The organism is Cutibacterium porci (genome assembly GCF_009696315.1).
GTDB classification, from domain to species: Bacteria; Actinomycetota; Actinomycetes; order Propionibacteriales; family Propionibacteriaceae; genus Cutibacterium; species Cutibacterium porci.
Genome location: NZ_VUMG01000001.1, coordinates 231,626 through 244,175 on the forward strand (window position 1 = coordinate 231,626; position 12,550 = coordinate 244,175).

Annotated in this window: 9 protein-coding genes; 5 read left to right on the top strand and 4 right to left on the bottom strand. The window is 56.9% G+C overall.

The window, feature by feature from the left end:
• Window positions 1-266 precede the first annotated feature (266 nt).
• Entirely contained in the window at window positions 267-968 is a 702-nt protein-coding gene (locus FYJ43_RS00970) for a (2Fe-2S)-binding protein (protein ID WP_326833298.1), read from the top strand.
• Here FYJ43_RS00970 and FYJ43_RS00975 read toward each other — a convergent pair.
• Window positions 914-1,600: a hypothetical protein gene (locus FYJ43_RS00975; protein ID WP_326833209.1), complete on the bottom strand. Its 687-nt coding sequence runs from the start codon at window positions 1,598-1,600 to the stop codon at window positions 914-916. The genes FYJ43_RS00970 and FYJ43_RS00975 overlap by 55 nt on opposite strands.
• A gap of 147 nt (window positions 1,601-1,747) precedes the next feature.
• Between FYJ43_RS00975 and FYJ43_RS00980 the strand changes: the two genes are divergently transcribed.
• From FYJ43_RS00980 to FYJ43_RS00995, 4 genes are all read left to right on the top strand, one after another.
• The gene (locus tag FYJ43_RS00980; protein WP_154561182.1) at window positions 1,748-3,142 is read left to right on the top strand and encodes an aminotransferase-like domain-containing protein; all 1,395 of its coding nucleotides are present in this window, start codon (window positions 1,748-1,750) and stop codon (window positions 3,140-3,142) included.
• Window positions 3,143-3,539: 397 nt separating this feature from the next.
• A complete protein-coding gene (locus tag FYJ43_RS00985) occupies window positions 3,540-4,487 on the top strand; it encodes a D-alanine--D-alanine ligase family protein (RefSeq protein ID WP_154562059.1) in 948 nt (315 codons plus the stop codon).
• Window positions 4,480-5,190 carry an SURF1 family protein gene (locus FYJ43_RS00990; RefSeq protein ID WP_154561184.1) on the top strand — a complete coding sequence of 237 codons (711 nt, stop codon included), beginning with the start codon at window positions 4,480-4,482 and terminating at the stop codon, window positions 5,188-5,190. The genes FYJ43_RS00985 and FYJ43_RS00990 overlap by 8 nt, the downstream gene beginning before the upstream one ends.
• 51 nt (window positions 5,191-5,241) lie before the next feature.
• Window positions 5,242-5,763 (top strand): DUF3817 domain-containing protein, encoded by a 522-nt coding sequence (locus FYJ43_RS00995; protein ID WP_407643715.1) that lies wholly within the window; start codon window positions 5,242-5,244, stop codon window positions 5,761-5,763.
• A gap of 274 nt (window positions 5,764-6,037) precedes the next feature.
• Here the strand turns inward: FYJ43_RS00995 and FYJ43_RS01000 are convergent, their stop codons facing one another.
• From FYJ43_RS01000 to rsmG, 3 genes are all read right to left on the bottom strand, one after another.
• Window positions 6,038-6,955, bottom strand: coding sequence for a ParB/RepB/Spo0J family partition protein (locus tag FYJ43_RS01000; RefSeq protein WP_154561188.1), 918 nt, complete (start codon window positions 6,953-6,955; stop codon window positions 6,038-6,040).
• The gene (locus FYJ43_RS01005) at window positions 6,952-7,944 is read right to left on the bottom strand and encodes a ParA family protein (RefSeq protein ID WP_154561190.1); all 993 of its coding nucleotides are present in this window, start codon (window positions 7,942-7,944) and stop codon (window positions 6,952-6,954) included. The genes FYJ43_RS01000 and FYJ43_RS01005 overlap by 4 nt, the downstream gene beginning before the upstream one ends.
• Window positions 7,945-9,293: 1,349 nt before the next feature.
• Window positions 9,294-9,926: a 16S rRNA (guanine(527)-N(7))-methyltransferase RsmG gene (gene rsmG, locus FYJ43_RS01010; RefSeq protein WP_154561192.1), complete on the bottom strand. Its 633-nt coding sequence runs from the start codon at window positions 9,924-9,926 to the stop codon at window positions 9,294-9,296.
• Between the last annotated feature and the right edge of the window lie 2,624 nt (window positions 9,927-12,550).

The window sequence follows — 12,550 nt, forward strand, 5'->3', positions numbered from 1 at the left end:
GGCCCTGTGCGGATTAGCCCGGGGCCGATCAACTGTCATCCAGGTCTCCGCGCCGGATCTTGTCATCACATATACCAACTTTTTCGGGATTCTCAGGTATCAGAGGTTGGAGCCGAGTTCGGGTACTGGAAGCTTGCGACAAAAAATCCCGCGCGAGGGGGAGTACAGGTACGTGCGTGCCGCGGCCTTCGTCGGCGCGGGATTTTTCGCACCTCGCATTGGCTGATTCCACTGTCGCCGGAGGTATCAAGCAGCACTATGGAGGTGTGGACGCCATTGATCTCGCTACAGCCGGTTTCGACGAATGGATTTGTGTCGACAGTCACCTGCCAAGCGATACCCCTGCTCATTCCTGGCTTCCGGCGACTCAACTCATCACTCCCGTAACCCTCATTCGCCGTGTTGACCACACCCACGACGCTCTTGTGACCCAGCGTCATGAGGGAACGGCGGGTCATGGACAGGACGTCCCCGCCGCTGACGGCCCGGTCGCCCGCCGTGTCGCACTATCGACAACCCAGCTAGGAATCGTCGCCAGACTGGTTGTTCCGATCATTGCGGCCCGAACCGTAGGGCACGACGTCGATTTTCCCCACCTCACGGACCTCTGGTTCCGCGATGTGCTTCCCGCTCCGGTCCCTGTATCTGTGGCGTGGCGGCCAGGACCGGCGAGAATCACCGGCTCAGCCGTAGAAAGCATCACGAATGCCTTCATCGCCGCTGGATTGAGCAAAATTGTCGCCTGGGACAATGTAGCCTCAGCGGTGAGCACCTCGGTCATTATGGTGACTCGGTGCCGACCGGACCTACGTCAGGCAGCTAGTGATGCCGCTACCGAGATACTCGCTATGGTTGATCCGCGTCCAGGTATCGTTGCCGGGCCCAGCTTTCGCCGTCGAAGCTGTTGCCTCTATTACCAGGTCAGTGGCTCTCGCCGAGCCTGTTGCCGGGATTGTGTGCTGGCCTGAGTCACGGTTGCTGGACCGTCGTGATCATCGCGTGCCGAACCTATCGGCCATCGCAGTTGCCCAACGTCAACTGGAGTCAACCCGGTGCCGCGCCACCACCCGAACCAGCGCTCCACCCAGCTCTCTTGCGCCTTCACCGACCTCCGTAGGTCAAACCGCATGCGGCGAATCTGTCCGGCGTTCATAGGGTCAACCTCCTGAAAACCCCATGATTCCAACCAGGTGACGGGTGCGACGCGAGTATCAGTACACGGCGCAACGACGCCAGCAGCTTCAACAACTGGAACAGATCCGCGCAGCCGAGCCGCCAAAAATGACATACGGACTCGTCCCCATGAAGCGTCGTTTCGATGAGGGACAAGGCCCACCAGAACCGCTCCCCCAGGTGTGCGGGGAATTTTCGACATTGGATGATCTGGCGGAAGACAGGATTCGGGCGCAACGAGCAGGATGCCCTCAATGTCGTCTCCGTGACGACTCGTAACCCCAAAGAATCCCCACCGTTGGCACGCTTCATCGGCCCACTCTGGCAACGGCGCATTGGGATTGATCTTCCATTGGCGCAACTCAGTAGTGGCTCCCACAATCTGGGCATCCTCCCGTGTGAGTGTCGTCAAATGTCTGACTCGCACAATGCCTCCTCCCGATGCTTCTGATCGTGGCCGTAGATCGATGATGATCCCTCGCTCGTCTCGCATGGTATTCAACGGGTGACATAGACCACACCTAGGTGAGTGTCATTCTAGATTTCCGGGTCTCCGGTGGGGCAGAGTGGGAGAATGAGCAGCATAGACCGCATCAGCAGGAAGCCCGCCCCTCCGATAGACGACGTACACGTCAACGCCGCTGCTGCTGCCGAAGCCGCTGAAAACACCACCAACCATCGAGTCGACACTACCTTTGACAAGTTCCACGACCGGTACTCCACCCGCTCCCTGGGGTTGAAAACTTCCCCTGTCCGCGCACTATTCGCGGTAGCGAATCGCCCCGAGGTCGTTTCTTTAGCCGGTGGCATGCCAAACATTGCCGATCTGCCACTTGACGTCGTCGGTGAGTCGCTCAAAGAGCTCGTCGATACTCGCGGCGCCGTCGTCATGCAATATGGGTCGGGCCAGGGTGAGCCCGAAATCCGCGAGCACATATGCGAGGTGATGGCCGTCGAGGGACTCATTGCCGATCCGGACGACGTCACTGTCACGTGCGGTTCCCAACAGGGCCTCGACCTTGTGACGCGCATTTTTTGCAATCCGGGCGACGTCGTCATGGCTGAGTCGCCGGCTTACGTGGGGGCGCTCAATACTTTCGCCTCGTACCAGGCTGAGGTCATTCACGTCGACATGGATAACAACGGGCTCGTGCCGGAGTCCTTACGCGAACACGTGACTGCGGCGCGTCGCAATGGCAAGTCGGTGAAGTTTCTTTACACGGTACCCAACCATTCGAACCCATCGGGAATCTCGCAATCTGCGAAGCGCCGTCGGGAGGTCCTCGCCGCCGCTGACGAGTTGGATTTACTGGTGGTTGAAGACAACCCGTACGGATTGCTCAATCTCGATGGCGATCCGTTGCCGACCTTAAAGTCCATGGATCCCGACAACGTCGTGTACCTGGGGTCCTTCTCCAAGACTTTCGCGCCGGGCTTCCGCGTCGGTTGGGTCCTGTCGCCGTCATTCGTGCGCGACAAGCTGGTTCTTGCCCAGGAGTCCGCGACCCTATGCCCTCCGGTCTTTTCCCAGTTCGCCGTCTCGAGCTACCTGGCTCATTGGGATTGGCGTGCTCAAGTTGGCAGCTTCATCGACATGTATCGCGCCCGCCGTGACACCATGCTGGCCTCGCTGGCCGACACCATGCCTGAAGGGACGACGTGGTCTCGCCCTTCTGGTGGGTTCTTTGTTTGGTTGACGATGCCCGGAGCGGTTGATTCTGCCGCAATGTTGCCGCGAGCTGTGACAAATCTGGTGGCCTATACTCCTGGAACCGCGTTCTATGCGGACGGCCGTGGCCAGCGCAACATTCGCCTCTCGTTCTGTTACCCGACTCCCGAGCGCATCAAGGTCGGCGTGGAGAGGCTGGCCGGTGTGATCCGCGAGGAGCTGGACATCGCTAAGACATTCGAGCTAGCTGATGGACGACATCATCTGCGCGATTTTGGGCCGGGTCCAAACTTGGCGTGACCTCGACGACGTTTCAGGTATCTCGGCGCGTGACGTCCAGCGCTTCAATGCCGTATCGCGCCCTGCGCTGCGACAGAGCGCCGGGAAGCCGCCTAAGGCCGCTCCGACATGAATCGATATATGGTTATGTCGATTTAGCTATCTAATTTCTGTGGTCGACATCTTTAGCGCCATTCGTCGTGACTCCACCACATCCAGGTGTGTCTGTTGTCGCGTTTAGTCGCGCGGCGTTTAATTTCCAAGCCAGTGGTGAGCTCAATGCGGTTGGCTCAGGTGATCTGCCTTTGATCCATCGTCCGCACTATTTAGTCCGGCTGCCAGATATCGCCAATGACCGTCTGCTGATACAGGAGGGTCGGTCGTGCCGCGGTCGACTGGACGCTGGTTGAATAGTGGCATGTTGCAACCAGTCGTCGTCCTCGCGGGAGGACTTAGCCACCAGCGCGACATTTCTTTGAAGTCGGGTCGCACCGTCGCACAAGCATTGCGACAGGTCGGACACGAGGTCGTGGAAGCTGATATCGACTCCTCACTCATCGAGACACTTCGCGCCAACGACGGCGCGGTCGTGTTTCCTATGCTGCATGGTGGTCTTGGCGAAAACGGCGCCCTGCTTGAAGTGCTTCAGTTGATGAGCATCCCTTACGTGGGTTCTGGTCCTGCAACCTGCCGCGTCTCCTTCGACAAGTCGATCGCGTCCCGCACTGTTGCGGCTGCCGGCGTCGCTACACCACAGCAGGTCGCGTTACCCCACGACATCTTTCGTGAGCTTGGCGCCCGGACAGTCATTCGTTCAATTGGCGAACGCTTCGGCCTGCCGATCATTGTCAAGCCAGCGCGTGGCGGATCAAGTCTCGGCATCACGAAGGTCGACGATATCGACGATCTTCCTCAGGCGATCGCCAACGCCTATGCCTATGACAACATGGTTGTGGTCGAGAAGTTCGTTTCGGGCACCGAGCTCGCGATAGGTATGATCACGACTTCTGAAGGCACCCATGTACTGCCCGCCGTCGAGATTCGCCCTATCGGCGGCGTTTACGATTATTCCGCAATGTATACCGGCGGTGAGACACGATTGACGGCGCCAGCTGACATCAGCAATGAGGCCGCTCACGCCGCGACAGAAATGGCACAAATCGTGCAAAAGGAGCTCGATTTCTCCGGGATCTCCCGTGTCGATGCCATCATTGACGAGTCTGGCCTTCCTGTTTTTTTGGAAGCAGGTACTGCACCTGGCATGACAGCAACGTCTCTAATACCTGTAGCCATGAAAGCTGCCGGCCTAGATATTGGTGAGGTGTGCTCTCGCCTCGTCGACGACGTCGCTCGCAACCATGGCTGACGCGGTGCGAACTGACGGTTCCCACTCCTCCGTCAAGCAGGTTTTTATCATCCTCCTCGGCATCGCCCTTGCAGGAGTGATGGTCTTTCTCGGATTATGGCAGATGCACGTCTTTCAGGCCCAACAAGACGGCTCAACGCAAGCGCGTATCAACGAACCAGTAATTACCTGGGCAGAGGCACCCGAGAAAGCCGACGTCATGGCCCAGTACGGACGCCGGATCACGATTACGGGTACTTTCCAGCCATCGACGACAACATTGGTCGGCACGTCATGGCCGGTACGCGTTGCAACTGGTGTCAAACTGACGTCTGGCGAAACGGTTGCCGTCGTCCGTGGGCAACTGTCGAAAGGGCAACGGATTCCGACGCCACCTCGTGGCACCGTGACGATGACAGGTGTTCTCGCAGCATCTGAGAGCGATGATGATCACCGTGATACCCAGATGCCAGTCGCTGTACTCCCTTCTTTACGTCTGGAGGTATTGACTCAGACCTGGCCTCAACCCCTCGTACCCGCAACCCTGACCCTCGATGACAAGAATGCGCGCGCTCAAGGGCTCACCCCAGCACAACCTGTGCTTCCTAAGGGTGATGGCGGCGAACGCAATCGCGGCTACGCGTTACAGTGGTGGGTCTTTGCGATCTTCACCGTTGCCATGTCTATCGCTTTTGCTCGAGCTGTTGGCAAGTCCAAGGCGTGACCGTCCTCCTCAATGTACCGCCGATAGGAATGCTTCAGTACTCTGTTTCACGTGGAACATAACGATGACGTGACCAGCGACGACTTTTATACGACGCCTGCCAGCGTGGCCGACGGTACTGACGCTAACGATGAGGCCGTTCGCGACGATTCGGCGGCCTCCCGTCCTTCCCTTGGTGACTCCGCGACCGAGCAGGAACCGTGGATCGAGCCCAATGACATCCCAGGGGTTCGCAAGGCCCTAATTTGTTACCGAGCCATGGCGTATATCGTGGGCACACTCTTAATCCTCCTCGTGTGCGTGGCGATGCCACTAAAGTACGCAGCAGGAAAGCCGACCATGGTCAACGTGGTTGGGATCGCCCACGGGTGGCTTTATCCCGTGCTGTTAATCACCGCTTATGTGCTGGGACGCAAAGCTGGATGGCCACTGACGCGTCTTCTTATCATTGCACTAGCCGGAACAGTTCCGTTTCTGTCCTTCGTCGCGGAGTACTTCGCACGCAAGGATGTCAACCGCCGCATTGACGAAGCAAAACACTATTGGACCCGTCACGCCGCACCAACTGAGTAACGGCGCAACGGACATGTACTAGCCACCCACATCCGTGCTGTGCGCTCATCACCGCTGCAGCCAAAACCATCATGCTTCATTGACTAATTGTATTAACGGTTATCAGCTGCCTGCCGTGTGCTATGCGCTTCCAGCGCACGACGGGGCTTGCGTGTATTTCACGCTCACGTTCTTGATGTGGATCTTAACTACCACGCGAAGCATAATCGTAAGCTGCCGAGCCGTCTCTGACCAATGATGACACCCTGTTCACGCGCCGGGGCGACGTCCGATGTCAGTTAGACAATATATCGATAAGTCGTTCTAGCTCTTCATCTCCATCAAATGGAAATGTGATTGCGCCCTTGCCGTTACGGCGTCGCACCTTAACTTGAGTGCGGTACCGCTCAGACAGCTGTTCGCCCAATTTCGCAGCAACAGTATCTCTACCCGGTTTCTTACGCCTATGCGGTTTGACGTCCGTTGTGTCATCCAAGCGCTGACGGACCAACTCTTCAGTCGCGCGCACTGACAGGCCTTCATCAACAACCCGATTCGCCGTATCAAGTTGCACGTTAGGGTCCTCGATAGCCAATAGGCATCGTGCGTGACCTGCGGTGATATCACCCTCCAATAGACGCTTCTGCACACCTGCGCTAAGTTTCAGCAACCGGATTGTATTTGCAATCTGTGATCGGGAGCGCTGGATCCTTTCGGAAAGTTCGTCTTGGGTACACCCAAAGTCGTTAAGCATTTGCTCATAGGCGGCAGCTTCTTCGAGGGGATTCAACTGAACACGATGAAGGTTTTCGAGCAGGGCATCTCGAAGCATGTCTTCGCTCGCCGTAGTGCGCACAATTGCGGGAATTGTTGCTAAGCCGGCCTTGCTGGCGGCTCGCCAGCGACGTTCTCCCATCACGAGCTCGTACCCATCATCGGTTGGCGTCACGACTACAGGCTGAAGAACTCCCACGACGCGAATAGACTCAGAGAGTTCATTAAGCTCATCCTCACCAAAGGTTTTTCGTGGCTGGTGAGCATTCGGACGAATCTTGTCTACGGAGATGAGCTGAAGCGTGGAGCCGACGGGTTCCACTACCGCGACATCGTCAGCAGGGTCACCATCAGGGCGCTCGTCATCATCGAAATCCGTGCGCTGGAAGAGCTCTCCAAATCCCCGTCCCAGGCCGCTGTGCTTAGTTGCCACTGTCATCCCTTCTTGGTGCCACCGACATCGTGATGATCCACCGTGCTGTTGTTGTCACCGTGCTCGTCTCCCGCGTGCCGCTTCGCGAATTCAGCAGCAGCTTCACGATACGCAACAGCTCCCGCTGATCTCGGTTCATACGTCAGGACGCTACGGCTATAGCTCGGTGCTTCCGAAACACGGACAGAGCGCGGTATGCGCGTGGCCATCGTCTCGTGCTCAAAGTGGGTACGAACCTCTTCGTCTACTTGAGCAGACAGCCGGGTCCGACTATCAAACATCGTCATGAGGATAGAACCCAGTCGCAACTCTCTATTCATTGCGTGTCGAACTGCTTCGATCGTTCGCATCAGCTGAGTAACGCCTTCTAGCGCATAGTACTCACACTGAATTGGTAGTAACACTTCGTCTGCGGCCACCAAGGCGTTGAGGGTCAGTAACCCTAACGACGGCGGACAATCCAAAATCACGTAGTCGACATCATTCGTCTTGAGATACTTTCTCAGCGCCTTACGAAGCCGACGTTCGCGCCCTTTCACGTCGACGAGCTGTAGCTCAGCGCCGGACAAGTCGATTGTCGCTGGGACTACTTGAAGTCCCGGAGCTTCAGGGCTTTCCTTCGCAACGACACTGATCTCCTCCTCATCGAGTAAGACCTCATACGTGCCCAGCGTGCCAGCTTCGTGTTCAATCCCGAGCGCCGTCGAAGCGTTTCCCTGCGGGTCAGTATCGATGACAAGCACTTTAAGCCCGCTCATCGCGAGTGCCACCGCGAAGTTGATCGCGGTGGTGGTTTTACCAACCCCACCTTTCTGATTCGCCACGACGACCGTGGTCGGCTTATCGGGGCGGGGGAGGGCCAGGGGCACGATTGCTGCCGCCGAGTCATCGACACTGTCAGCTGACGCTTCGACAGCCGTGGGCGTGTCTGGCCCATCAAACGCTGCCCGCTTGGGCGCCCCGTCGTAGATGGGGACCTCGTTGGTCATGCGCATCCTTTCAGTCTCGTGCACTTGATGTTTCACGTGAAACCCTGACGCCTGATCACTCTACCGGCCGCGTCGGTCAAGACCAGAGTCAGATCGAGCGCTGTGGATAACTACGACCTCCACCCACGTAGCCTGTGGATAACCCACGCCTGCCGGTGGATACTCCCCAGTCCCGGTCATGTCGGCCTCACCTGAATCTATCCATGAGCTCGGGCACTGCCCTTCGATCGGCTTTTCCGACAGCGTTCACTAAGGATGGCGCAGTCTCAGGCTGCTGGGGCTGCAGTAATACTCTCTCACACCCGTCGCGCACTGTTCGTGATGACGGTTCTTGCCGCTCGAAGCCACGTTCACCCCACCGCCCATGGCCCAATCCTTGTATACCCCCACCCAAGTCGCTTCACCTGCCGACTATAAAAACTAGTCGCACGAGCAGCGTCTCCATCAAAGTGGCTCCCACGTTGCACCGCGCATTGGATGATAGCGGTGACTCTCGCCGGGAGTATCTTTAGGCCTACCTCCACCTACATCAAACGTCATGTGCCATGTTTGAGGCACCGGTACGTCAGAAGGGCTCACCGTTACAGTGGAATTGGTTATCGCTCGATGCCCAATTGCCACCGCCTAGGCTCTCTGCCACCTCGTAGCCTTGTCAGTCCAGGATCTGTGTCTCAGTTACTGCCATTTGCGAAACGTAAACGGAATAACGGCCTGGTGGCAGCGCCCGCGAATTTCCTGCTTCGGTCTCGCGTTACCGCGTCGCGGTGCCGATCGATCACGCAAGCCGGGTCACTCATGGTCGGTCAATACAACGGAAGTCTTCCCCGCACCCAGCTCCTCGGCCCACGGTAGTTGGATGGCGTTATGCCATGGCCTCAGGTCAGCCTGAGCTGCCCGATGCTTATCGTCCTCCAGGGGCTGACGATATCGTCGTACTGGGGTTGGCCATGAGCTGGAGCAATCCGCACAGTGACATTACCCAGCTAACTAGTCTCAGTGTTGTTCGCAACAATTCCGCTATGCTCCGTTTGCCGAACCCGGGACTCATCTACGTTTGGTACGACCGCATTGTGAAGCGACGAGCCAGAAAGCGGTCGCGGCACTCATATGACCCCTGAGGCCATCACATTGTCCGTCCCCGACCTTCTAAGACACGGACCATCGCTATGCCCATCCACGTCAAGGTATCTTTTCGATGCCGGCGAACCTGCCACTAACCACGGTGTTTCACGTGAAACACGACAGCCACGAAGACACAGGCTTGCAGCGCACGGCGATCTAAATGCTCGTGCAGCCCAATCTGTATACATCCAGCACCCTCAGCGGAATAGCTGCATCCACGCATCAGCTATCTACTATTCCAGACGCCGAACGCGAACCGCGCGTGTCACCTCCGAAGCAGGATCAGCCCGGACCAATAGTACCTCGGCTGACAGGCGTCGCCTCAGTAACTCTTTTCTCGCCTTCGCAACCTCATCTTCAGCCGATTGCCCCTTCAGAGCCAGAAGGCAACCCGAACCTGCAATCAGGTCAGCCGTCCACGCGACCAACGTAACAAGCTTCGCGACCGCACGCGACACAACAACATCAACGTCTAAGTCGGCATCCTCAGCTCTCTCCCGGACGACGGTCACCTGACTACCCAGGCCCAACTCATCAACTGATTCGGTTAGGAAATTTGAGCGTCGCAGCATCGGTTCAACCAGGGTCATCTCGAGATCAGGACGCAAGATGGCTAGCGGAATCCCAGGCAATCCAGCCCCACTCCCAACGTCAGCAACACGGCAGCCCTTCGGTATCAGACTTTCGAGAGCGGCACTGTTGAGGATGTGACGCTCCCATAGTCTGTCGACCTCGCGGGGTCCGATGAGGCCCCAGTCGACTCCACGAGACGCCAATATATCGACATATTTCTGTATAGTTTTATAGTTATCTCGGTAAAGCTTCTCAGCGATGTCATCGTCACTCACCAACGTCATGCCAGACATCCTGCCATGCATGGTCCATAACTCCATTCGCGCTAGACGCGTCCAACCATGCTTCGAATCTATGCTGGGGGAGCGGCGAATGCCCCCACATCAGAAAGGCTGCGTCACATGCTCTGCCACCCAAGATGAGCCAGATGCCCCTTCACCATGATGATTCACCATCTATCCCCGATAGATGCCTCGTTCTACGCCAACTCTCAGCCCGATCCTCATCGAAGGCGCATCTGGCGCGTATGGCGAAACGGCTCGTCGGTAGGTCATATACGATTCCCTGTCGACTGTGCTTTATACGACCAGAACCTGGCAAGAATGTGTCGCATCGCCGGGTCGACCTGATGCAACATACTGTCGTGAACCCGGCTCCGGAACCAGGGACGCGCGGGGTGCACGCGATCGCGCGGACAAGAAGTGCCGCCACCTACACACCCCGCCAGCCACCCGGGTCAGGATTACCTACCTCGACAAGTCGAACTGCTAGTACGATTCACCCAGCAGGTTTCCCTTACTCTTCGCCATGATCACCATACAGTACCGGCATAAGTATTCGTGATCACTATCTAATATCGCTAGCCAACTCCATGATCACAACAACAGTTGTCTTCTGCCTTGTTGCAAGATGCCCATCGACGGCGTCAGCAGCACCGACGCCATTATCACCATCTCTCACATCGGCTCCGGTACGACCGAACGCACCCGTTGCAGACTATCTGGGAAGAGTACAACTTTTCGCTATCCTTCAAACTCTTGGATAGAGCTATGAGGTAGGCCGAAGTGGCAGGCTCTGTTTAGTACCCCGCGATGTCATCTTGAGCGGCGCTATGAGACCTGAGCAGCGCCATGAGCTTAGCCGACGTTGGCGAGCACTTCTCACGTGCCCGGCGTAGCTTGCACCGCCTCAAACACGCACGGTAGAGCACGCGGGAATCTCGGCGGGTAATACTGCTGTCATCCCGCACCCTGTACCTCCCTGTTTGTACGCTGCTGCTCTCTGTTAGCACACACCAACGCTCCATTGCGGTTAGTGATGCGTCAGTGCCAAGGAACGCAGGCCAGCATGCGCCAACGCTCCGAGTAATTCGCTTGTCGCGGGATAGTGTCAACAAATACCAACGGTATTCAACTAGTTTTTCAGACGGAATTTTTAGCAGTGTACGTCCGGTCCTGGTTCCCAACGACTGCGTAGGTCAGCTGACGACTGGGCTCTTCACGTCATGATGCGTAATGCACCGTCACATAACCTTGAGCGTCAGGGACTCATGTTTCAGCTGAGCGATGGCTGCTCATCGTGCCGTTCTCTATGATCGGCTCTATGTTCCGAAGTCCACATGGCCACTGACTCGCAGTACGTTTCAAAATGGCCTTATCACTCAAGCTTTCCCGACTCCTACTGGCGGATGGACGCTCACTACGTCAGCGATAACCACTCCTGCGGCAATTCACATGGCCACACTGTGCTTGGGTGTCACATAAGCTAGGGCAGACGACATCGCCTTATACCAATTATCATCGCGTCAAGCGGATCAGCATCACAGCTCAGCACCTTTTGCCCGACAATCCACGCATCACCATACCCCGCGTCAAGACAAACGACTCATCCTCAAGCTCACCTCGCACTCATGTCTAACGAGCCCAAGGGCTCCAACTTGCATCATCCATGTTCGCTTGAGCATCAAGACGACAGTGAATATCGCTACGATTCATCCACCCACGCAGCATGCCTCACCATCGCGTTCCACGTGAAACACATCGTTATACATTTATTATTTTATCTATATATATCGTTATCGCTTTATATTCGATCACCCCCTAGACGTGTGGAGCCAAGCGGGAAGGGGCCGGCGTCACCGGCACCGTTAGAGATCACTCCAGGCACGTGTTGGGTATCGCCCGATTACGCTACCCAACACCGGCAGGACCACCCCTAGACATGTGGAGGGTATCTCCCGAGTCCTCTGCGTCACCCAATCGGATTACAGATAGGTAGAGCCAAGGTCCCGAGACTGGCCGTACTCGTCGCCTCGGTCGGATCACCCTTAGACACGTGGAGCCAAGTGATCACGATCGCTATGTTCGGGGCGCTCCTGGGGATCACCCCTAGTCGAGCCAAAACTTTCAGCCCGCTCCCCGACGAAGATTCCACAGGATCACCCTCTAGACACCAGAAGGCAAGAGCGCGTCAACACTGACATGTCATCAACCTCCCGACGCGGGGACACAAGCAAATAGTCCTTAATATCCTGCCAATAGGAACACGAAGACAAGGTCCTGCCAGAGGCCGTCGAGAAGACGATCGAGGGGCAGGTCAGACGAACCCCACAGCAACCACACGACCGCCCCGACATAAGCGCACCAAAGGCGGAGCCTCACTTCCTCGCCGCGCCCCAACCCAAATTCCTCACGACCTACTGGCACTGTCAATGTCATCTCAACAAAGCCTCGCCAACCAAACCCTTTCCACCCAGTTAGTACCTATCTTCCACGTATAGCTCCCTTCCGAGAGGACACTCACAGCTGTCCACCGGAAGAAACCCACACGGTACGGCAGAGACAGGCATACGGGACACGATCCAGGGAGAAAAGCCACGCACAAGGAAAAAGACGAGCACAAGGAGTTACACATACCG

Coding starts and splice junctions, on each gene's coding strand:
- FYJ43_RS01005 (WP_154561190.1), bottom strand. CDS start 7,944: ATGCGCATGACCAACGAGGTCCCCATCTACGACGGGGCGCCCAAGCGG.
- FYJ43_RS00980 (WP_154561182.1), top strand. CDS start 1,748: ATGAGCAGCATAGACCGCATCAGCAGGAAGCCCGCCCCTCCGATAGAC.
- rsmG (WP_154561192.1), bottom strand. CDS start 9,926: ATGTCTGGCATGACGTTGGTGAGTGACGATGACATCGCTGAGAAGCTT.
- FYJ43_RS00990 (WP_154561184.1), top strand. CDS start 4,480: ATGGCTGACGCGGTGCGAACTGACGGTTCCCACTCCTCCGTCAAGCAG.
- FYJ43_RS01000 (WP_154561188.1), bottom strand. CDS start 6,955: ATGACAGTGGCAACTAAGCACAGCGGCCTGGGACGGGGATTTGGAGAG.
- FYJ43_RS00985 (WP_154562059.1), top strand. CDS start 3,540: ATGTTGCAACCAGTCGTCGTCCTCGCGGGAGGACTTAGCCACCAGCGC.